This window comes from Acetobacter cibinongensis, assembly GCF_000963925.1.
Lineage (GTDB): Bacteria > Pseudomonadota > Alphaproteobacteria > Acetobacterales > Acetobacteraceae > Acetobacter > Acetobacter cibinongensis.
This window is the reverse complement of record NZ_BAMV01000018.1, coordinates 1-20873: the sequence shown is the minus strand read 5'-3', so window position 1 is coordinate 20873 and position 20873 is coordinate 1. Positions and strand designations below refer to the sequence as shown.

General features: G+C 52.3%; 19 protein-coding genes. 4 read left to right on the top strand and 15 right to left on the bottom strand.

The window, feature by feature from the left end:
- The first annotated feature begins 70 nt into the window (after window positions 1-70).
- Window positions 71-1231, top strand: a complete 1161-nt coding sequence (locus tag Abci_RS10920; protein WP_048839211.1) for a GNAT family N-acetyltransferase — start codon at window positions 71-73, stop codon at window positions 1229-1231.
- A gap of 9 nt (window positions 1232-1240) precedes the next feature.
- On the opposite strand, the gene thiL is transcribed toward Abci_RS10920, so the two are convergent.
- The 3 genes from thiL to nrdR form a co-directional block, all read right to left on the bottom strand.
- On the bottom strand, window positions 1241-2254 hold the full coding sequence (gene thiL / locus Abci_RS10915) for a thiamine-phosphate kinase (protein WP_371861373.1): 1014 nt from the start codon (window positions 2252-2254) through the stop codon (window positions 1241-1243).
- A complete protein-coding gene (nusB, locus tag Abci_RS10910; protein WP_048839209.1) occupies window positions 2199-2732 on the bottom strand; it encodes a transcription antitermination factor NusB in 534 nt (177 codons plus the stop codon). Before nusB ends, thiL begins: the two co-directional genes overlap by 56 nt.
- A gap of 67 nt (window positions 2733-2799) precedes the next feature.
- The gene (nrdR, locus tag Abci_RS10905; protein ID WP_048839208.1) at window positions 2800-3276 is read right to left on the bottom strand and encodes a transcriptional regulator NrdR; all 477 of its coding nucleotides are present in this window, start codon (window positions 3274-3276) and stop codon (window positions 2800-2802) included.
- Window positions 3277-3428: 152 nt separating this feature from the next.
- Here nrdR and Abci_RS10900 point away from each other — a divergent pair, with 152 nt between their 5' ends.
- Window positions 3429-3914, top strand: coding sequence for a copper chaperone PCu(A)C (locus Abci_RS10900; RefSeq protein ID WP_048839207.1), 486 nt, complete (start codon window positions 3429-3431; stop codon window positions 3912-3914).
- A gap of 76 nt (window positions 3915-3990) precedes the next feature.
- Here the strand turns inward: Abci_RS10900 and glpK are convergent, their stop codons facing one another.
- The 12 genes from glpK to Abci_RS10840 all read right to left on the bottom strand — a co-directional run bounded on the left by glpK (window position 3991) and on the right by Abci_RS10840 (window position 17911).
- Window positions 3991-5490 carry a glycerol kinase GlpK gene (gene glpK / locus Abci_RS10895; RefSeq protein WP_048839206.1) on the bottom strand — a complete coding sequence of 500 codons (1500 nt, stop codon included), beginning with the start codon at window positions 5488-5490 and terminating at the stop codon, window positions 3991-3993.
- Between the two features lie 29 nt (window positions 5491-5519).
- Window positions 5520-6341 carry an MIP/aquaporin family protein gene (locus Abci_RS10890; RefSeq protein WP_048839205.1) on the bottom strand — a complete coding sequence of 274 codons (822 nt, stop codon included), beginning with the start codon at window positions 6339-6341 and terminating at the stop codon, window positions 5520-5522.
- Between the two features lie 59 nt (window positions 6342-6400).
- Window positions 6401-7921, bottom strand: a complete 1521-nt coding sequence (glpD, locus tag Abci_RS10885) for a glycerol-3-phosphate dehydrogenase (protein WP_048839204.1) — start codon at window positions 7919-7921, stop codon at window positions 6401-6403.
- 123 nt (window positions 7922-8044) lie between these two features.
- Window positions 8045-8812 carry a DeoR/GlpR family DNA-binding transcription regulator gene (locus Abci_RS10880; protein ID WP_048839203.1) on the bottom strand — a complete coding sequence of 256 codons (768 nt, stop codon included), beginning with the start codon at window positions 8810-8812 and terminating at the stop codon, window positions 8045-8047.
- 4 nt (window positions 8813-8816) lie between these two features.
- Window positions 8817-10691 carry a DNA helicase RecQ gene (gene recQ / locus Abci_RS10875; RefSeq protein ID WP_084597639.1) on the bottom strand — a complete coding sequence of 625 codons (1875 nt, stop codon included), beginning with the start codon at window positions 10689-10691 and terminating at the stop codon, window positions 8817-8819.
- A gap of 7 nt (window positions 10692-10698) precedes the next feature.
- Window positions 10699-11076 carry an OmpA family protein gene (locus Abci_RS10870; RefSeq protein WP_048839202.1) on the bottom strand — a complete coding sequence of 126 codons (378 nt, stop codon included), beginning with the start codon at window positions 11074-11076 and terminating at the stop codon, window positions 10699-10701.
- Window positions 11077-11188: 112 nt separating this feature from the next.
- Entirely contained in the window at window positions 11189-12889 is a 1701-nt protein-coding gene (gene cydC / locus Abci_RS10865; RefSeq protein ID WP_048839201.1) for a thiol reductant ABC exporter subunit CydC, read from the bottom strand.
- A gap of 3 nt (window positions 12890-12892) precedes the next feature.
- The gene (gene cydD, locus Abci_RS10860) at window positions 12893-14614 is read right to left on the bottom strand and encodes a thiol reductant ABC exporter subunit CydD (RefSeq protein ID WP_048839200.1); all 1722 of its coding nucleotides are present in this window, start codon (window positions 14612-14614) and stop codon (window positions 12893-12895) included.
- Window positions 14615-14730: 116 nt separating this feature from the next.
- Window positions 14731-16401: a sensor histidine kinase gene (locus Abci_RS10855; RefSeq protein WP_048839199.1), complete on the bottom strand. Its 1671-nt coding sequence runs from the start codon at window positions 16399-16401 to the stop codon at window positions 14731-14733.
- 97 nt (window positions 16402-16498) lie between these two features.
- Window positions 16499-16660, bottom strand: coding sequence for a NepR family anti-sigma factor (locus Abci_RS10850; protein WP_240554460.1), 162 nt, complete (start codon window positions 16658-16660; stop codon window positions 16499-16501).
- A gap of 131 nt (window positions 16661-16791) precedes the next feature.
- A complete protein-coding gene (locus Abci_RS10845; protein WP_048839197.1) occupies window positions 16792-17367 on the bottom strand; it encodes a sigma-70 family RNA polymerase sigma factor in 576 nt (191 codons plus the stop codon).
- Window positions 17368-17491: 124 nt separating this feature from the next.
- On the bottom strand, window positions 17492-17911 hold the full coding sequence (locus tag Abci_RS10840; RefSeq protein ID WP_244877656.1) for a sigma-70 family RNA polymerase sigma factor: 420 nt from the start codon (window positions 17909-17911) through the stop codon (window positions 17492-17494).
- Between the two features lie 190 nt (window positions 17912-18101).
- On the opposite strand from Abci_RS10840, the gene Abci_RS10835 reads away from it, so the two are divergent.
- Together Abci_RS10835 and Abci_RS10830 are read left to right on the top strand one after the other, a co-directional pair.
- Window positions 18102-18848: a response regulator gene (locus Abci_RS10835; RefSeq protein WP_048839195.1), complete on the top strand. Its 747-nt coding sequence runs from the start codon at window positions 18102-18104 to the stop codon at window positions 18846-18848.
- Window positions 18849-18939: 91 nt separating this feature from the next.
- Window positions 18940-20754 (top strand): ABC-F family ATP-binding cassette domain-containing protein, encoded by a 1815-nt coding sequence (locus tag Abci_RS10830; protein WP_048839194.1) that lies wholly within the window; start codon window positions 18940-18942, stop codon window positions 20752-20754.
- Window positions 20755-20873: the final 119 nt, after the last annotated feature.

Below are 20873 nucleotides of genomic sequence, written 5' to 3'. Positions count from 1 at the left end.
TTTTTCCTTCCCCATTCGACAGGAATGATGCATCACCTTGCGGTTTAGAGTTGTAGTTGACGGAGCGCAAATGACCAAGCCTGACCAGATTGTCGTATCCCCAGTTGTGGGTGCCCGTCAGCTTGCCCTTTTTATCCGCCTCCCTCGACTCTTGTATAGTGGTTTGCCTGATTATGTGCCTCCATTGGACATGGAGCAAAAGGGAATGCTTAATCCCAAGCAGTCTCCTTTTTTTGCGCATGGTAAAGCCTGCTATTTCCTTGCATGGCGCGGTAACAAGCCCATCGGAAGAATATCTGCACAAATAGATTTTCTAGCCTTAGAAAAGACGACCGAGCCAAGAACAGGTTTTTTTGGTGCGTTGGATGCGCTGGATACAGCGTGCGTGAAGCCGCTTCTTGATGCTGCTGAAAATTGGTTAAGGCAGTTCGACATAGAGCGTATTCGGGGGCCTTGGACCCTGAATAGTAATGGCGAATCTGGCACCATGATCGCGGGGCAGAACGAAGCACCCATGGTCGGCATGGGATGGCACCCGAAGATGCTTGGTCCGGCCATTGAGGCCGCTGGCTTCGAGAAGGCCGTGGATCTGTTTTCCTACAAAATGGAAGTGAGTAAGGAGGCTGAGCAGGCAAATCAGGTGCCAGCCAACCTTCGGCAACGGCTTGGTTCTGTTACGGTACGGGGGCTAAGGACCAACCATATTCCGGAAGACGCTGAAATTCTGAAAGATATTTATAATGACGCGTGGGCTGGTACATGGGGAAATGTGCCGCTGACCAGTCATGAAGTTCAGTCTCTTTTAAAAACCATGAAGCCTATTTTGAAGCCTGAACAATATGTTTTGGTTGAATTTGATAAAGAGCCAGTCGCAATTGCTCTGGTTGTTCCAAATGTTTACGATGTCAGTGGAGATCTTAACGGAGCGCCTTCTCCCTTGGGTTGGGTCAAGCTTGCCACACGCATACTCCGCCACGATTTTCGTTCAGCGCGGGTAATCTTGTTGGGCGTCAAAAAGAAACTCGCAGGAACGGCTTTAAGCGCCATTATTCCCGCGTTGCTCATTGACGAACTGATGCAGCGTGGGCGGCATCTTCCCTATCGAACAATTGAGTTGGGATGGGTATTGGAGACCAATACCGGCATCCGAAATCTTATAGAGCGCATTGTGCCTGAGCCCTACAAAACTCACAGAATGTACGAAAAAACACTCGAAACCTCTGGTCATTAAAAAATGGAGCTAGAGATGGCTCCATCCATGGTGTGCAAAAGTCATTTCTGCTCCATCGCGTCCCAGGACAGTGACGCCTAACTGCTGTTTGCAAAAATGTCCAATGCGGGTGACTGGGACAGGCCCTGCTACAGTGGCCATGACAGGGTTCTGTAAGAGTGTTGCTTCATGTTCAGGCGGAACACTAAAAAGGATTTCGTAGTCATCGCCCCCTGTCAAACATGTTTCAAACCATTTGTCCCCGCAGGCTTTTGCTGCTGAAGACAGTGGAATTTGAGAAGCATGCAAGACTACGCCTAAACCATTTTCACGTGCCAGATGTCCCGCGTCTTGTATCAGGCCATCGGAGATATCCATTGCTGCGGAGGCTATACCAGAAAGAGGTAGGCCAACACGCGGCTGCGGCAAACGGTAACGATCGGCCAGATGGCCAGAGGCGTCTGTAAGTTTGCCAAGCAATGCCTGTAAGCCAAGCGCGCCATCCCCTATCATACCTGTAACCCAGAGACCGTCACCTTCTCTGGCGCCCCTGCGTTTTATGGCCTGACCCGGTATGACCGAACCTAAAATAGTAAGAGAGAGAACCAGTGGTCCCTTGGTGGATGTCGTGTCTCCACCCATGAGGCTGAGAGAAAAAATTTTCTGGTCTTGTTCTAGCCCGTTACAGAACTGCGCAAACCAAGTGTCAGGTAAAGTCTTGGGGCGTGCCAAAGTAAGAAGCCAGCCTTCAGGCTTTGCTCCCATTGCAGCCAAATCAGAAAGATTGCAGCGTAGGAGCTTGCGCCCAACTGTCTCCGGCGGATCCGTTGGTAGAAAATGTACATTTTCCACCATGGCATCAGCCGCTATGACTAGGTCTTTCCCCGGTGGCGGAGTATAGACGGCGGCATCATCACTGAGGTCTAATGCCGCTGGGCCAGCCAGTTTAGCGAAGTGTTGCTTTATAAATACAAATTCCGCAGGCAGATCAGTCTGTGGAGGTGTCCTCAGCAAGCCCGACATCAGTACTATCCGTCTGTCCATTCAGGCGCTTTGTCACTGTGTCCAGCACCCCATTTACCAACTTGGGTTCATCGCCAGAGAAGAACCCGTGTGCAATATCCATATACTCATTAATGAGAATTGCAGAGGGCAAATCCCGCTCCAGCGCCTCACCAATGGCAGCTTGAAAGAGTGCGCGTAATACGGGGTCCAAGCGCGATACCGGCCATGTGGCCGGAAGGGTCTCGTTTAGCTGTTCCAGAATGGCGTTATGATGAGCAGTTGCCTGCTTGACAACGGCAATGAACAGGCGGGTATCAGGCTCGGGAACGTATCCCTCTTCATAAGAGGCGTTATCCAAGGTTGTCCCGAACCGATGGACCAGAAACTGCTGAACAACACTTTCAGCCCTGTCATTATTCTGTTCGATTTGGAACAAGGCCTGAACTGCTGCAACGCGCGCAGCGGTGCGCGGGCGTTGTGCACCCTTAAGTTCTGTTTGATTGTGCAGCTCAGTCATCCCTATCTCCTGCCTACCCGTGTACTATGAGTCAGCGGGGCTACATGACGCCTTTATGGCTCAAGGTCTAGTCTTTTTCCTGATTTTCAGGGCCCAGACGGTCCATAGACGTCAAAATTTCTGAAAAGTCTTTTGCCTCGGTAAAATCTCTATACACGCTGGCAAAGCGTACGTACCCCACTGTATCTACCTCACGCAGCACATCCATGGCCAGAGCGCCAATCCGTACGGATGGGACTTCTGTTTCACCAGATGCTTCAAGCTGCCGGACTAGACCAGAAACGATCTGTTCGATTCGGCTGTCGGGTACAGGTCTCTTGCGTAAGGCAATCCGGATGGAACGAGCCAGTTTCTCCCGCTCAAACGGCGCACGACGACCATCCGCCTTTACGACAACAAGATCTCTGAGTTGAACGCGCTCCACCGTTGTAAAGCGTTGTCCGCACGATAGGCAGGCTCTGCGCCGCCTTATGGCAGACCCTTCTTCATTAGGGCGGCTGTCCTTTACCTGGCTATCCGGATTATCACAAAAGGGACAACGCATAGATTACCTTCATTTCTTACTGCCGGCACGGTTTAGAACAAAAAATGACAGCCTTGCCCTTTATAGAAAACAGTGCGGTATAGTGATGCCTCTATAAATAGGTCCACCCTGCCTCTTATGACAAGAGAGAGCGGGCCAATGCGGGAGTTCTTATGACTGTACGACCGGCTTTAAGCCTTATGACCAGCCTTTTTTTGGGCAGTGTCGGTGTTGGTTCTGCTTATGCAGCCAATCAGGACGTGGGACATTCCATGCCCGGCCAGTCAAATGTCCAGCAAGATATGGTTATTTCTGACGTGATTATGGAGAGCAGTGATGAAACGCCCAATATTTACTCTCTCTATTTCACACTGAAAAACAATGGCGATGAGCCTCATCTTTTAACGAGTGTTACGTCTCCATCGTGCCCCACCCTAATCGGGCATCATTCTGATCAGGAAAGTACTCCAGGCACTATAAATCTCTTCACACATTTGCCCCTGCCTGCCCATACAACCCTCGTATTTCCGCATGGGGGGTACCATTTATTATGTATGAATTCTGACCAGCCGATTCAGGTCGGGCAGGACGTCTCCGTTAAATTTTCATTCATGGGCGGAGCCACTAAAGACGTTACGGTCAAAATACGTAAATCTTAGATTGTTAGACTCAAAAATTAAGGCGTAGCCCCGCAGACGTAAAATATCTCTTCGGGACTACGCGTAAAACAGAAAATTAGAGTGGGTTATTTTGAGACAAGGTACGTCGCACAGCCTGATGCCAGCCTGCAATCATGCTGCGTCTTTGTTCATTGGGCATGGATGCCTCAAATGTTGCGCCGTGCTGCCATGTGGCGGCCAGTTCCTTTTCATTGTCCCACACACCAGTGGCCAAGCCTGCAAGGAAGCCTGCGCCCAAGGCTGTCGTTTCAATATGCTTGGGGCGCTCCACTTTGACCTGAAGCATGTCTGCCAGGAAGTTACAGAACCAGTCATTAGCGGACATTCCACCATCAACACGTAGTGCGTCAGTGGTGCCACCACCATCCTGCGTCATGGCGGTTATGAGATCTAATGTCTGATAAGCAACGGATTCCAAGGCCGCACGAGCGATATGGGCCGCAGTTGCGTCAAGTGTGAGACCACAAATAAGTCCCCGTGCATCAGGGTCCCAATGTGGTGCACCAAGACCGACAAACCCGGGCACCATATAGACCCCGTGGCTATGCGGGATACGGGTTGCCATATCATCGGTTTGCGATGCATGCGTAATCAAGTGCAGGCCATCACGGAGCCATTTAATGGCAGCCCCGGCCACAAAAATGGAGCCTTCCAGAGCATACGTGGTTTTGCCACCCATGCGGTAGGCAATGGTGGTGAGCATACGGTTTTTGGACGCAACAGGCTTCTCACCTGTGTTGAGAAGAACAAAGCATCCGGTGCCATAAGTCGCCTTTGCCATGCCGGGCGTAAAGCAGGCCTGACCAACCACGGCGGCCTGCTGATCGCCTGCCATGCCAGCGATGGGAATGGCGCGCCCGTAAAGCGAGGGATCAGTTTCGCCAAAAATAGTACTGTTGTCTTTTACTTCTGGCAGCAAAGCGGCCGGAATGCGGAAAAGACGCAGAAGGTCATCATCCCATTGTTGGCGATGAATATCGAACAGCAGTGTACGGGATGCGTTAGTGATGTCGGTTGCATGAACTTTTCCGCCGGTCAGACGCCAGAGAATGAAGGAATCAATGGTCCCAAAGGCCAACTCGCCTTTCTCTGCACGGGTTCGGGCATCAGATACGTTATCGAGTATCCATGCCAGTTTCGTGGCTGAAAAATACGGATCAATCAGCAAACCTGTCCGTTCACGTACAAGCGTTTCTGCGCCTTCTTCGCGCAGTTTCTGGCAGGTGGCGGCTGTCCGGCGGTCCTGCCAGACAATGGCGCGGTGAATAGGCTTGCCGGTTGCGCGCTCCCACACCACAATTGTTTCGCGCTGATTGGTAATGCCTATGCCCGCAATGCGGTCCAGCATGCCGGATTTTTCCAACGCAGCACGGGACGTCTTGAGAACGTCATTCCAGATGTCTTCAGGGCAATGTTCTACCCAACCGGCATCAGGATAATGCTGCGCGAACTCACTTCGCGCACTGGCAACCTCGAGGGCATTTCGATCAAAAACGATGGTTCGGGTAGAGGTCGTTCCCTGATCAATAGCGAGGACATGATCTTGCTTGCTCATCGAGGGTTATCCTTTTTGATTGACGTCGTTCAGTCGTGAGCGATGTGAGAAGAAGACTGGTTTGAAGAAGGCATAAATGGCCTTAAAACAGCTTGGTACAGGCCACCGCCCACCACTCCTCCAATAAGGGGCCCTGCGATAGGCACCCACCAGTAATTCTGCGGGGATGGAAGTGCGCTTGGCCCCCACCCAGCGAAGTAACAAAAGAGCCTTGGCCCCAGATCTCGGGCCGGATTTATAGCCCATGCCTCAAGATAGCCAGCTGACGCCCCAATAATAGCCACCAGAAGCCCGATGATGAGAGCGCTGGAGTTCGCCTGTGGCGCTTGGGTGTTATATTCACACGTGATTGCAAAAATACCCAGCACCAGTATGGCCGTCAGAATAATCTCGTCCATGAAGGCATGCATGGGGGAGATGAACTCACCAGGATGTGTGAAAAATACGCCCGCCCCTGCCCCATCATGCAGCCTGTCAAGTTGGTTGACGGCAGCGTAGTGGTCAATCACTGGAGAAAACAACGCATATACAATGATAGCCCCTAAGAACCCTCCAAGTATCTGCGCGGCGCAATAAGGCAGTACCTTCTTCCAGGAAAAATTCCGGAAACAGGCCAATGCAAGTGTGACTGCGGGGTTGGCGTGCGTGCCGGACACGGCACCCGTGACATAGATGGCTATGGTCACGCCCAGTCCCCACACAATGCAGACCCCCCAATAAGCCTGCTTATAAGGGCTGGGATCGTAGAGCGAATACATCGCCGCTACGGAATCCCCAAAAACAATGATGATGAATACAGCAATACATTCTGCAATCAGTTCACCAACATAAGCCCGGGCTTTAGTCGTCATACTTCCCTCTTTATTCTTTATTATTCTGGGAAATAACTACCTGACCTCACTCTTGAGTGTCAGGCAGCCTTCTGTTGCACATAATCAGAGACTTTCTGTCTTTCTGCTTCACTCAGGTGTAAGCCCAGCTTGCTCCGGCGCCACAGAATATCCTCTCCTGTCCGTGCCCATTCGCGCTGTATCAGATAGTCAACTTCACGGGTAGTCAAATCCCCGCCCAGAACTTCTCCCAAGTCCTTCAGACTGGTAGCTTCCCCAATAATTTCATAAACACGGCTGCCATAATTGCGGAGCAGACGCCATGCCGTTGCGGCAGGCAACCAAGGCGCGGCACGGCCCAAACGGGCAAGGGCCGCATCAAAGCCCCCTTCTCCAATATCACCACCCGGCAGAACTTCGGTCGCCGTCCAGCTTGCACCAGCTACTGCGGGCAAGACAGGAGCCAACTTCTCCAACGCATGTTCAGCCAGTTTGCGGTATGTGGTTATTTTCCCGCCAAAAATGGACAGCAGGGGCGCGCCGTCTTGCGTGTCGAGGTCCAGAACATAGTCCCGCGTTACCGCAGAGGCGTTGGCTGATGCATCATCATACAGCGGACGCAGGCCTGCATAAGTCCAGACGACATCGCTTTCCCTAACATCTTTTTTGAAATAGCGGTTCACGCTTTCGCAAAGATACTTAATTTCGTCAGGAGCAATGCCGACTTTTCCCGGAGCTTCGTTCCACGGAATATCCGTTGTGCCAATGAGGGTGAAATTCTGCTCGTATGGAATGGCAAAAACAATTCGTTTGTCCGGGTTCTGGAAAATATAGGCCTGAGGGCCGTCAAAAACACGCGGGACAATGATATGGCTGCCCTTGACCAGACGGACAGACTTAGAATTGGGAATATTGAGGGTTTCAGCAAGTAGACGGGCAACCCATGGGCCAGCGGCGTTTACAAGAGCGCGTGCCTGCACCTGTGTTGTTTTCCCAGTAACTCGATCTTCCAGTTCAGCCTGCCAGAGGCCATTGCTACGCGTTGCTTTTATAAGACGGGTGCGGGTCCGGATATCTGCCCCACGTTCTGCGGCATCCAGAGCATTCAGGACAACAAGGCGACTATCCTGTACCCAGCCATCCGAATAAACGAAGCCTTTGGTGTAGTCGTCTTTGAGCGGCCGCCCGGACGAATGCGTGCGGAAGTCAACAGCACGAGACTTGGGGAGCGTCATGTTGGACGCAAGGTGATCATACAGGAAGAGCCCCGCTTTGAGCATCCAGGCGGGCCGCACCAGTTTGGAATGCGGCAGCACAAAACGCATGGGCCATATAATGTGAGGTGCCATTTTCAGCAGCCGTTCGCGCTCGGTCAGAGCCTCACGCACAAGGCGGAACTCATAATATTCCAGATAGCGCAGGCCACCGTGAATCAGCTTTGTGCTGGCAGATGAGGTGTAGCTCGCAAGGTCATCCTGCTCGACCATCAGAACAGACGCCCCGCGGCCAACGGCATCACGCGCTATGCCTGCGCCATTTACGCCGCCACCCACAATAAGCAGGTCGTAAGGACGATCTACGGGAGCCGAAGTGTCTGCCATTTTCTATCCGATCCTACATCTGAAACTATGTTTTCCTTCGTATCCGAAAACAAAAGGAAAATACAATGGCTCAATTATGACATTGAAGCCGCTTTCTGAAGTTTATTTTTCTTTTCCGAAAATTTAGCTCTGTATGACATGCAAATCTACACCCGCCTCGGCTACAATTCCGGCTAATGCAGCTGGCAAAGGCTGGTCCGTATAAAAGGAAGTGATTTCGGACAAATGCCCAACGCGCGCCATGGGGCGCCGTTTAAACTTCGTATGGTCAGCCAGAAGAATAGTTGTGCGAGAGTTGCGGATGATAGCCTGTGCGGCATTGATTTCATCAGCGTCAAAATCAAGAAGCGTCCCGTCTTCATCAATACCGCTGATGCCAATCACACCGTAATCCGCCCTATATTGCTCAATCATGGCTGCGGCTGCTGGGCCGACAATGCCGCCGTCTCTTAGGCGGACAGTTCCGCCAGTAATGATCAGCGTGCATTCTGGGGCCGGTGCCAGCAGAGAGGCTACATGAATATTGTTGGTAATAACCCGTAAAGCCCGATGGTTCCGCAATGAACGGGCAAAGGCTTCGGTTGTCGTCCCTATATTGATAAAAAGCGATGCTCCGTCAGGAATAATGCTTGCCGCCGCATGGCCAATGGCATCCTTGGCCTTGGGATTAAGAATCTGTCGTTCAGAATAGGCAATGTTTTCGTTGGAAGATAAAGCTGAGGCTCCGCCGTGGTGGCGTGCAATCATGCCCTCTGCTGCCATGCTATTCACGTCCCGGCGTACCGTCTGCACTGTTACATGCAGTGCTTTCGCCAGATCTTCGTTCGCGGCATAGCCTTGTCGCTGCACGAGTTGCAAAATCTGGGCGCGTCTTTCCTGTATGGATGCCATGCAACTATACCTTTGCAGCGAGAACGGCCAAAACAGCGGCACCATAGCGCTCAAGCTTGGAGCGCCCTACCCCTTTGATCAGGGCTAGTTCATCCAGAGAAAGCGGACCGGAGAGCGCAATATCTCGAAGTGCAGCATCATGAAAAATCACATAAGGGGGAATTTCCTGCTCCCTGGCTTCATCCAGACGCCATTTACGGAGAGCGTCAAAAATAGGCTGTTTGTCTTCGGGGAGTGCTTCTGGGCTGCTCTGGGTCCTCCCGCGGAGCGTGGCAGCATTTTCAAGCTCGGCAGTGGCATCAGCCCTGAGTTGTAGACTCTGCTCCCCGCGCAAGATCGGGCGTGCAATGTTAGCATTCAGGGCTAGGCCACCATATTGCCCCTCGCTCCGCAATGCACCGTGGGCAATCAACTGGCGGGTTACGCTACGCCAGAAGCTTTCCGGTTTATCCTTACCAATACCCCAGACCGAAAGACTATCATGTTGGTTGCGCTCAACCATATCGGTTCGTTTGCCGCGCAAAACATTAATGATGTGCAGAGCACCGTATTTTTGCCCGGTTCGGTAAATTGTTGAGAGAAACTTACGTGCTGCCTCTGTACCGTCAAAAGTTACAACCGGATGCCTGCAGTTATCGCAATGGCCACATGGTTCGGAAAGCGTTTCACCAAAACAATGCAACAGCGCCGCAGTACGGCAACCAGTGGTTTCTGTAAGAGCAATCATTGCCTCCAGACGGGAGCGCATCACCCGTTTTTCCGTGTCCGGTGCATTGGAAAGCTCCAGCCAGTGGCGGGCACGCGCCATGTCATCACCACCATAAAGAAGCACTGTGTCAGAGGGCAGTCCATCACGCCCTGCTCGGCCAATCTGTTGATAGTACCCTTCTGGTGATGCAGGCATATCCATATGAATGACCGCACGCACGTCTGGCCGGTCAATCCCCATGCCAAAAGCAATCGTTGCCACAATAACAAGAGGCTCGCCGGCGCGAAAGCGAAGCAGAGCGGCCCGCTTTTCCAAGGGCGAAAGACCCGCATGAAAAGCAAGAGCCGTCCATCCTTTTTCCCGTAAGGAAGCCGCTATCCGCTCAGTTCTGGCACGGCTGCCACAATAGACAATACAGGCCTCGTTTTTATGACGTTCCAGCGCGGAAACTAGCTGTTTCGTTTCCGAACCCTTAGGGAGAGCCGTAATATTGAGATTGGGCCTGTGAAAGCTGGAAACCAAGACGCTTGCCTGCGGCATGTCTAATGCCGCCAGAATATCGTCTCGAGTACGTTGGTCTGCTGTGGCTGTCAGGGCAATGCGTGGAACACCGGGAAAGTGCCGTGGCAGGGCTGCCAGTGCGCGGTATTCAGGCCGAAATTCATGGCCCCAGGCAGAGATACAATGCGCTTCATCAATAGCAATGAGAGAAATTTTTTGCCGGGAGAGCCGCTCTAGTGTTCCGGGCGATAAAAGTCGCTCAGGGGAGACATACAGGATGTCGAGAGCACCGGCTGCCAAGTCATTCCGGATTTTCGCAGCCTCGTCGCTTTCCAGCTCTGAATGGAGGGCGGCGGCATTGATTCCAACCTGACGTAGGCCTGCTACCTGATCATCCATCAGTGCGATAAGAGGGGAAACCACAAGCCCCATGCCGGGGCGGCATAAGGCAGGCACTTGATAACAAATGCTCTTGCCGCCGCCAGTCGGCATCAGGACAAGGGTCTCCTGTCCTGCCATGACACGCTCTACAGCTTGTGCCTGAAGGCTCCGGAAGTCAGGGTAGCCAAAAACGGAGAGTAGCACCTCTTGCGGGGTGCTGCCCACAAACCGATCCCGCCCTTGTGCACCGTGATTATCAGGAGCAGGTTCGGTTTGAGAGTCAGCCATTACCGAATTAGGGGCTAACCAGTTCAATTTCCACGCGGCGAGATCCGACGGTTGAGGCTTCCGTGCTGGACGGTGCGCGTGGGGTCTGACGAATGCGGTCGCCGGAGACCCCATCATCATGCAATTGCTGCGCTACCAGTTTTGCGCGCTGAACCGCCAGAAGAGCATCGGCGGACAGGTCATTCCCTGCACCGGCATAACCTTCGACCTGCACAACATGAGAAGAATGTTTCTGTGCCTGAGCAGAGGCTTCAGCAATGACGTTACGTGATGCATCGTCAAGCTCAACAGAACTGTTGGCAAAAAACACAACATATTTGCGGGGTGGCTCACTGGCACATCCGGCAAGGAGTGAAAGACCTAGAACAGTCAGCAGGCGGCGCATGCAATGGTTTCCCCAGAGGTATGGTTATCGTGTAGCCATCTGCCATAGTCTGCCTCTGCAAAAAATGAACAGATGGCCTATTTGGTGCCCGTTAGTGAGCTTTTCGTCAATATTATGTCAGCGAAACGGCGGCAGTTCCGCCCGACAAACGCCAAATGCAATCCAGTTTTTCAACACCTGTCAGGCGATGGGCGATCAAAATAACGGTTCTTCCTTCCGTAACCTTGTTCAAGGTTTCCAAGAAGTCGTGTTCCGTTTGTGCATCCAACCCTGTTGCCGGTTCATCAAGAATAAGAACGGGGGCCTGTGTCAGTAATGTACGGGCCAAGGCAATCCGGCGTCCCTGCCCGCCTGAAAGCTTGATGCCTCCCTCACCCAGCCATGTATCCAACCCTTCAGGCAGATTGCGGACAACATCTGCCACGGCAGCATCTTCCAACGCGCGCCACAAGTCGTCCTCAGTGGCATCAGGACGGCCGAGTAACAGATTGGCACGAATACTGTCGTCAAAGAGATGCGTGGCTTGAGAGAGCCACGCAATCCGTTGGCGTAGAGACGAGGTCTCAATAGTTGCCAGATCTATCCCGTCAAAGGTGATCTGGCCATATTCCGGTCGTGCAGCCTTGAGGAGAAGTGCGGCAAGACTGGATTTTCCAACTCCAGACGGCCCAAGAAGTGCAACGCGGCTCCCTGCTGCGATATTCAGGGTCAGACCTTTAAAGACATACGGTCGGTCTTCTGACCAACGGAAATAAAGATTTTCAATATGGATGGAGGGGTGCAACGGTGCTTCTTGCAGCACAGTGCCTGTCGTATGTGAGTGGGGCTCGCTGGTTGCAATATCCATAACGCGCTGGGCTGCTGCACCCATTGCGCCAGCCTGTAGGCCTGCCCGTGTCAGCGTTGATGCGCTCTCGAAAGCAGCGGTGACGAGAAAGAGGCATCCGACACCAGCCAAAGGTGTAATATTTAAAAATAGTTTCCCAGAGACTGCAGCAAGAACCAGAAAAATGGCACTTTGCCCCAAAAGATAAGCGAGGGCATTCGCCTTTGCAGCACGCTTTGCCAACCGCATCTGTCCGTCAAGCAGGACGGTATCTGTGGCTCGGATGTGGGCAAGAACGCGTTTATCTGCGCCAAAAGCACGTATTTCACGTAATCCGCTCACGAGATCCAGAACGCCGATCCGTAAATCTGCGAGGTCACGTGTTAATTTTTCGGCTTCTTTCCTGCCCGACACTGCGATGAGATAAGGAATCAGAAAGGCAGAACAGCCAAATAAAACGGCAACCCCTCCTCCGAGAAGCATGTTGTGCTTGCCTAAAACCAGTAGCAATGTGGGAACTGTCAGACAGGCGCAGGCAAAAGGCAGCAGGATGCGCAGATAAAGCCCATCCAGCGTGCCAATGTCCGACACCAAGCGGGACAGCATATCCCCTGCACGCTTGAAGCCCAGACCTGCCGCCGCGCCATCGGCAAGGGAGCGAAAAAACCAGACGCGTAAGCTTGCCAAGGCACGAAACATGGCATCGTGTGCAAACAAGCGTTCAGCATACCGGAGTATAACCCGGCCAGCGCCTACCCAGCGCAGTAAACTGGTTGTAACCAGAACAGAGCCGAGTACGGTACCCGCAACGCGTAGTCCAGAGGTTTGCATAAGTGCAAAACCGAGGCACAGAGCCAAGAGTGCTAAAACCACACCGATAACAAGCCGTGCTGCTTGAGCATGCCACAATGCTAGAATGTGGCGTACTGCTTGCCATGGTGTCAGCATGTATTTGGTATGGTTCTTGTTCTGACTGGACTGATCCATAGTTCAGGCAGCTCCTTGCCGGCTTACAATAACGCCCCGCTGCAAGTCTATGCGACGCCCGTTGAGCATATGTGCGGCAGCAGAGTGCGTTGCCAGAATTACGGTTTTTTGTGCAGCTAAGCGCTGCAGGCTCAGAAAAACGCTTTTCTCGGTTAACGGATCAAGATGCGCAGTTGGCTCATCCAAAAGCAGTACGGGTGCATTTTTTAAATAAGCACGGGCGATAGCAATACGTTGGGCCTGGCCGCCGGAGAGGCCAAATCCGCCTTCCCCAATCATGGTTTCAAGTCCGTTTGGCAAAAGAGGCAAGAATTCATCAACGGCGGCTGCTTTCAAAGCAGCCTGCAAACTTTCTTCGTCAGCATCCGGGCTGGCAAAAAGTACATTATCCCGGAGTGAGCCTGCAAACAGAACGGGTTTCTGCCCAATCCAGGAGATCATGCGGCAGAGTGAATCCGGCACCAGTGTTTCCAGAGGAGCACCGTTTAGGAGTACACGACCTGAATCTGGCGTTATAAATCCGAGCAGTAGCTCCATGATTGTTGATTTGCCGGAACCAGACTCACCTGCCAGAATAAGCGTCTCTCCCGCAGGGACTGTAAAACTTATATTTTGCAGGGCGGGTCCACGGGCCGGGTCCCATGTAAAGCAGACATCATCTAAAGCAACAGTAACGCCGTTCGCGGTGACGGTTCGTGTGCCCTCAGGTAGGACGGCAGGAACAACTGGGTCCGGCAAGTCCAGTATTGCGGTAGCGGCGCCCTGTGCATGAGCGCGATCTTGATATGCGAGCGCCATGGATCTCAGAGGGGCAAAAAACTCAGGGATGACAATCAGAACAAACAGGCCGTTCCGCAACATTGGCTCAAGCAGGCTGTGCGCCCCCGCCTCTTTTTGAGCTAGTGCATGTGCTCCAGTAAGAGTGGCAAGCACAATTAATGCAACCACCATTGCGCAATCTATCGAAGCAGAGGAAAGAAAGGCTACCCGCAGCACTTTCATGGTGCGGAGGCGTAATTCTTCTGCCGCACCAGCAAGGCGGCGGGTTTCATCTTCGGTGCGGCCAGCAAGCACAATAGTGGCTATGCCTTTTACGCGGTCTAGGAAGCGCGCCTGCAAGCGTGTCATGGCAAGGAACTGATTGCGAGACGCAACTGCGGCGCCAATACCAAAAATGGCTTGGCAGAAAGGCACGGTCAAACCGCATAAGCCAAGTACGAGCGCGGCCTGGGGGCTCACCACGTAAACAGGAATGAGGATAATAAGGGGGGCTGCCATCCATAATACGGAGGCAGGAATCCAGCGTGCAAAGAAACCATCCAGCGCTTCAATCCGGTCGACCGCAGTCGTCGCCAGAACACCGCTATGTGTGTTGCGGAGAAGGGCTGGCCCGCCGGTAAGAATGGAGTGGAGAACGGAGTTGCGTAACCGCTGTCTTGCATTAATGCCAGACTTCGCCGCAGCCACATCGCTGCCCATCATACAGATGGCGCGGATGAGTGCGAAAAGTATGAAGCCGTACAAAGGCCACGATGGACAAGCGGTCACCGGGCCATCGCTCAAGCTCATGAGTGCACAGCCAAGTAGGGTCGCAATACACCATGCCTGCCCTACCCCACACAGAGGAGAGAGTAGACCTAGGAGAATAACTGGCCGTGCTGCCCGTCGCCCTAATAGCGACTGTTTCCGCGTCCAGGCTCGTACTGCTGCTTTTTCACCGCTCATGGGGATAGCCGTTTATACCGGACGGCGCGTAACGCAAATAGTTAACCACGCGCGGCCCGGCTGCAAGCATGGCATATCGGCTCGTCTCCCCCAGTTTCTGCCACAAAGAGTGGCCGCTATTTCTGCTCTAATGGAAAAACAAAACTGTAATGAGTCCCATTCTGGCAGTTTTGAACAAATGTTGCGTTAAGCTGACGTGCAAAGCCTTTAATAAGTTTAAGGCCAATCCCCTGTTGGCCACTTATGTCGCATTGGTCCGGTGTGCATCCAATCCCGTTATCCCCTATATTCAGGGTCACCATCTTGTCCGCATGGGTCAATGAAACAGATATTATGCCAGAACGGCCGTCTGGAAACGCATATTTTATGGCGTTTGTTACCAATTCGGTAACAATCAAGGCCAGTGGCACGGCTTGGTCCGGGTTCATGGAAAAGTCGTCACAGCTTATTTCCATGTCAATTCTGCCAGTCTCATATTCCCCGGCAATATGCAGGGTCTGCCCGCATAATTCTTTCAAAAAGCTGGACATATTAAGGCTGTCCAGCCTGTCCTCGGCGTACAGACTACGATGCAGGGTGGCGAGAGCCCTCACTCTATCCCGGGCTAGGGCAAATTCTGCCCGAAATTCTGGGTTGGAAATGCGACCTGCCTGCAAATTTAGAAGTGACGCAACGATTTGCAGATTGTTTTTTACACGATGGTGAATCTCGCGCATGAGCAGTTCTTGATGCGCCATCGCCTCTTTAAGCCGAGCTTCATGGCGGGAGAGCCTTCGTGTTGCTCTGGTGAAGGCCTGGCCTAAACGTTGTAGTTCCAGAGGCATAGCTCGTGTGATCCGACCATCAAACACGCCCTCCATCTGCCATTTTTGCACAGAGTAGGTAAGCCGGCGCAGTGGCCATACCAGAACGACATTCGCGGCAAGAGTTACGCCACCCAAACCAATGACCAGAAGAAAAACAAGGCCTGAAATTTCCAGAACCATGGTTCTCAAAGCGCTACTTTCATGCGGGGTGCGTGGTGTTGCAACAAGGATGTCGGTCCCCCCGGCTATGGCTCCGAGCGCATAGCCACCCTCGGCTGTAGAAAATGATGCGATTGTACCGCTTCCGTCATTTAGCTGCTTTCTAAGCTGCGTAACGATGTGAGTAGGAGGAGCCGTCCATTTGCAATCAGTGCAAACAGCTTTGAGGTGATTATTCTCGTCAACCAGCCACGCCCGCAGGGGGTTGCTTTCGTCCGAAAAAGCCTGCCAGCCAGCGGCGCTGGATAGAAAAGAGGATTTTCGGGACAGCTTTAAGACACCAATCAGATATCCATGCGTCTCGGGAATGGATAAAAAGACGGCTGGTACGGTGATGCGTAAAAAAGAGCCCTGCTCCTCTGTGCCATCGTCGGTCTGAACGGCTTCTAACAGAGTCGCATCAAATGATGGGAGAGGATCTGGCCTGCCGACCGATGCGCACTTGCCACCCACTGGGGATACAGCGTGAAGCTGTTCACCGTCAGCGTCCAAAACGCCGAGGTAGCAGTATCTTTGCCCGCTCATTGTCTCTGCAAGAGAAAGTGCATGACCTATTTGGTCAGGCGTCAAGCCCATGCTGCCAATGGTTTCCAGAGCGCTGCGAAGGCGGTCTGTATCATGACGAAACTGCAAATCTAGCCGTGTAATGGCTGTGGAGGCGCGTTGAGCGCTACCAACCATCAATTCATGATAGTTATGAATAGCCATTGCGGAGCCAATGCACACCACTGGCACCGCAGATAAGCCTATGATCAGGCGCATTCGCGCACTGGTTGTGCTGAACGTTCGGCCTAATCCAAACAAGACATAATTAAAGACACCCCGCAGGGAATGCGGGAGCCTTTCATGCTTGGATGTCTCAGGCCTCGTCCCGACGGTCTTCTTCAATGAGCTTCAACAGTTCTTCTGGTATGGGTTCATTTGCCACGTCATCGAAAAGCTGGTGAAGTCCACGTTTGAGCCAGAGATCAAACGCCTGGTCAGACGTTTTTGAAGGCGCTCCGGCCTTGTCTTCATCCATAGATTTTTCCATGCGGCGGTACGACCATGGCCCGCCTAACGGAAAAGTCATGTTTTCTGTCCGAATAGCAAACATCTGACATGCCTAAACCCGCTAGTTCGCCCTATAAGTTGCCTAATGAGGCTGCGCCCTCAAACCCTACGCGCTGCCGGACGTTCCTCTGCATCGCGATCAAGTTTACGACGGAGCGCCGCAGCCTGAGATTTCAGACGTTCATTACCAACATGTTCCTCACCTGTCATCCATACTTCTAGCTGACGGCGTGCACGGAACACTCGACTTTTTGCCGTGCCAACGGCGCAACCGGCAATTTCAGCCAGTTCCTGATAGCTCATACCTTCCAGCACGCCCAAAACGAGCGCTTCACGCTGATCATCTGGCAGGCGGGCCAGAGCAGCATCAAGGTCTTTCAGAATAATGCGGTCTTCATGGGGCGCGTTGGTTGCAAGGAAAGAAGCGGGCATATCGTCCACATCCGTTGTTTCCCGCTTTTTGCGCAAATCAGAAATGAATCGATTTCTCAGAATACGATGCATCCATGCTGGAAAATTTGTGCCAGGGGCAAAGCTGTTCTGTGCAGCAAGGGCATTGCAGACAGCATCCTGCACCAGATCTTCTGCCGCTGCGCGGTTGCGTGTGAGAGCCAGAGCTTGCACACGCAGCTTAGGCAGAATGGCGATCACTTGGTCATGGAATGAAGTCGTCATCGGGATACCCTTTGCTTTTAATGCGTTCTTACAAAGGGAATGAACGAGAGGGTGAAAAGGTTACAAAGAATTTTCAGAAAAATATTTTCGTGAATAAAAATTATATATTACAGTGCTTTAGAGGCTAAGATGAAAGCTTCATTAATTCGGATCGGGCGCGTGAGACGCGCGTTTTCATTGTTCCTACAGATGCATTGCACACTAAAGCAGCTTCCTCATAGCTCATGCCTTGTGCACCAATCAAAACCAGCGCCTCCCGGAGAAGTGGGGAAATTTTCCACAACATCTCATCGAGGTCGTGTAGGGCTTGTCGATCGGGCCCACTCGGTTGACTGGCTGCCTGCAGGGAGGCGTTAGATGCATAACATTCTAGCACTTCCTGTTCTTTTTTTCGGCGCCGTGTCTGCTCAAGGAACATGTTGCGTAATATCGAGAACGCCCATGCTTTCAGATTTGTGTCTTCCTGATATTGCTCTGATTTGGCTAATGCTCGTAGGATCGTCTCCTGCACCAAATCATCTGCTGTGGACGGGTTACGTGCCAAAAACCGTGCAAAAGCCCGCAATGATGGAATAATGGAGAGCAGCTCTTTCCTGAAATGTGATGCAGAGGCGCTACTGTCCTGTAAATTATTGCTTTTCAGAACACTTACCTCTTCCTGTAGGCGGTTGTGCGTGTCATCGTTATGTCCCCGCGGGTTTTAACGTTCTTACTCCACGCTAAGGAGATTTGTCATGCCAGAGTCACAGCGCGATGCTTTAATTCAAGCTCTTCCTTATGGCAGACGATACGCGCGTGCCTTGACGCGGAGTCAATCACGGGGAGATCTGCTGGTTGCCCAAAGTTTGCGCAGCCTTACAACCAATCACTCTGGGGACGATCTTCCAGCCTTATGCCGCCTCTACCGTGAAATTTCGCGGCACTTCGTAAACCATGTTCATGTTGATGCCTCCAAAAATGAATTAACCGTGGTGCAGCGACAGATCCTCCTTCTCCTGACTCTGGAAGAAGTGTCACCGGATATGGTTGCAAAAATATTAGATCTGACACCGCAACAAACCAAAGAAGAAGCAGATAAGGCTTATGCTTACCTAAAAACCGGCATCCAGACCTCTGTCCTGATTATTGAAGATGAACCCATTATCGCAATGGATATAGAGGAACTGGTTCTCCAATGCGGCCACAAGGTGGCTGGAGTGGCTCATACGCAGGCAGATGCTATTCACATTGCCCAAAAAACACGGCCGGGTCTGATTTTGGCAGATATCAATCTGGGGGCTGGCGGCGATGGAATGCGTGCGGTGGCTGAGATTACGAAAACGCACAATGCTCCAGTCATTTACGTAACCGCTTACCCCGAGCGCCTGTTAACCGGTGAAACATCAGAACCTAGTTTTGTGATTACCAAGCCATTTGAACCTTTGACACTAGCAGTTGCGACGTATCAGGCGGTCAGCAAATTTGAGTTGGCACATTCTTAAACCCGGGTCCCAATTACAGCCGAAACATTTTTAATCGCGGATTTTTCGTCCATATCTTGCATAACTTGGAATCATGACACAGAAGTGCGGTATGGCACTTCCTCCCCTTTTGCACCTTCAAGATGTCTCTCTTACTCTAGGGGGACGGCCGTTACTCGACAAAAGCAACCTTGCTGTTGCGCGGGGTGAGCGCGTTTGCCTGGTGGGCCGCAATGGCTCGGGTAAATCCACGCTCCTGAAAATTGCGGCAGGCGTTATCCAGCCAGACTCTGGTAGTGTTTTTGTGCAACCTGGAGCAAAGCTGCGTTATTTGCGCCAAGAGCCGGACCTTTCAGGTTTCGCAACGGCATCGGATTACGTGCAAAGCTGCATTGATGAACCGGAAAACACATGGCGGGCGGAAGCCCTGCTTGACGCGCTCGATTTGGACGGTTCGAAAAAAACGGCTCATTTGTCCGGGGGGGAGACACGCCGGTGTGCAATAGCCGGTATTCTGGCTGCCGCACCGGATGTCCTGCTTCTTGATGAGCCGACCAACCATCTTGATATGCCAACCATTGAGTGGCTCGAAAAAGAACTTTTAAGCCTAAATTGCGCCATGGTGATTATCAGCCATGACAGACGTATGCTTTCAACGTTATCCCGTGCCGTTGTCTGGCTTGATCGAGGTATTACGCGTCGCCTGGAGCAAGGATTTGAACGCTTTGAGGAGTGGCGCGAAGAAGTTCTTGAGCAGGAAGAACGCGATGCACATAAGCTTGATAGGCAAATAGCCCGCGAAGAAGATTGGATGCGCTACGGGGTGACTGCGCGCCGCAAGCGGAATGTACGCCGTGTCGGTGAGTTAGCCGCATTAAGGCAGGCGCGCCGAGATGCTGTGCGCGCTACGGGCACTGTCACCCTGGTTGCACAGTCTGCCGGTACGTCTAGTAAGCTTGTTGCTGTTGCGGAGCATGTCAATAAAGCTTGGGGTGACAGGACAATTGTCAAAGACCTCAATCTCAGGATACTGCGTGGTGACCGGCTTGCCATTGTTGGTGCTAACGGTGCAGGCAAAACAACGTTGCTGCGCCTTCTTATAGGTCAGGATTGCCCAGATAGCGGCCATATTGCTCTTGGCCCTTCTCTCGCAATGGTCTCACTTGATCAGCAACGCAAAACGCTTAATCCGGATCAGACCTTAGCCGACACTCTTACAGGCGGTGGTGGTGATATGGTTCAGATTGGTGATGAGAAGCGGCATGTCATCGGTTACATGAAAGACTTTCTCTTCCGTCCGGAGCAAGCTCGTACACCTGTAAGTGCACTTTCAGGCGGTGAGCGTGGGCGGCTTATGCTTGCATGCGCACTTGCTAGGCCATCTAACCTTCTGGTTCTGGATGAGCCAACCAACGACCTCGATTTGGAGACGCTCGACCTGTTGCAGGATATGCTGTCTTCTTATGATGGGACAGTCTTGCTTGTGAGCCATGATCGAGATTTTCTCGATCGAGTTGCTACATCCGTACTCGCAACAGAGAGTGCCGGCACCTGGATAGAATATGCAGGCGGCTACAGTGATATGCTGGTGCAGAAAAAAGGCGGGATTTCAGAAGAAATCAAAACCGGCATTCCTGTTATCAGCGTGGCGCAACCTGCCACGGCAGCAAAAACTCCTGCGAAAAAGTTGAGCTATAAAGATCAGTTTGCTTTGGACAATTTGCCAAAAGAAATGGCAAAGCTGGAGAGCAAAGCGCAAAGTCTTCGCGGCAAGCTCGAAGATACAGGTTTGTATGCAAAAGACCCAAAAGCGTATTCTAAGTTCACAAAAGACTTGGAAGAGGTTGAGCAGGCGCTTGCTTTGGCTGAAGAACGATGGCTGGAGCTGGAAATGAAGCGAGAGGAACTCGCTAACACCACGAAATAACAGTAAAAATTGGGTTGCCAACCCTCTTAAAGTTGGCTATCACGCACACCAACAACCGGGCGCGTAGCTCAGCGGTAGAGCATCGCCTTCACACGGCGGGGGTCACAGGTTCAATCCCT

What these genes read in the sequence shown, in the direction of transcription:
- Abci_RS10920 (WP_048839211.1), top strand. Translation starts at nt 71, where the DNA reads ATGACCAAGCCTGACCAGATTGTCGTATCCCCAGTTGTGGGTGCCCGT.
- thiL (WP_371861373.1), bottom strand. Translation starts at nt 2,254, where the DNA reads ATGGACAGACGGATAGTACTGATGTCGGGCTTGCTGAGGACACCTCCA.
- nusB (WP_048839209.1), bottom strand. Translation starts at nt 2,732, where the DNA reads ATGACTGAGCTGCACAATCAAACAGAACTTAAGGGTGCACAACGCCCG.
- nrdR (WP_048839208.1), bottom strand. Translation starts at nt 3,276, where the DNA reads ATGCGTTGTCCCTTTTGTGATAATCCGGATAGCCAGGTAAAGGACAGC.
- Abci_RS10900 (WP_048839207.1), top strand. Translation starts at nt 3,429, where the DNA reads ATGACTGTACGACCGGCTTTAAGCCTTATGACCAGCCTTTTTTTGGGC.
- glpK (WP_048839206.1), bottom strand. Translation starts at nt 5,490, where the DNA reads ATGAGCAAGCAAGATCATGTCCTCGCTATTGATCAGGGAACGACCTCT.
- Abci_RS10890 (WP_048839205.1), bottom strand. Translation starts at nt 6,341, where the DNA reads ATGACGACTAAAGCCCGGGCTTATGTTGGTGAACTGATTGCAGAATGT.
- glpD (WP_048839204.1), bottom strand. Translation starts at nt 7,921, where the DNA reads ATGGCAGACACTTCGGCTCCCGTAGATCGTCCTTACGACCTGCTTATT.
- Abci_RS10880 (WP_048839203.1), bottom strand. Translation starts at nt 8,812, where the DNA reads ATGGCATCCATACAGGAAAGACGCGCCCAGATTTTGCAACTCGTGCAG.
- recQ (WP_084597639.1), bottom strand. Translation starts at nt 10,691, where the DNA reads ATGGCTGACTCTCAAACCGAACCTGCTCCTGATAATCACGGTGCACAA.
- Abci_RS10870 (WP_048839202.1), bottom strand. Translation starts at nt 11,076, where the DNA reads ATGCGCCGCCTGCTGACTGTTCTAGGTCTTTCACTCCTTGCCGGATGT.
- cydC (WP_048839201.1), bottom strand. Translation starts at nt 12,889, where the DNA reads ATGGATCAGTCCAGTCAGAACAAGAACCATACCAAATACATGCTGACA.
- cydD (WP_048839200.1), bottom strand. Translation starts at nt 14,614, where the DNA reads ATGAGCGGTGAAAAAGCAGCAGTACGAGCCTGGACGCGGAAACAGTCG.
- Abci_RS10855 (WP_048839199.1), bottom strand. Translation starts at nt 16,401, where the DNA reads ATGCGCCTGATCATAGGCTTATCTGCGGTGCCAGTGGTGTGCATTGGC.
- Abci_RS10850 (WP_240554460.1), bottom strand. Translation starts at nt 16,660, where the DNA reads ATGGATGAAGACAAGGCCGGAGCGCCTTCAAAAACGTCTGACCAGGCG.
- Abci_RS10845 (WP_048839197.1), bottom strand. Translation starts at nt 17,367, where the DNA reads ATGACGACTTCATTCCATGACCAAGTGATCGCCATTCTGCCTAAGCTG.
- Abci_RS10835 (WP_048839195.1), top strand. Translation starts at nt 18,102, where the DNA reads ATGCCAGAGTCACAGCGCGATGCTTTAATTCAAGCTCTTCCTTATGGC.
- Abci_RS10830 (WP_048839194.1), top strand. Translation starts at nt 18,940, where the DNA reads ATGGCACTTCCTCCCCTTTTGCACCTTCAAGATGTCTCTCTTACTCTA.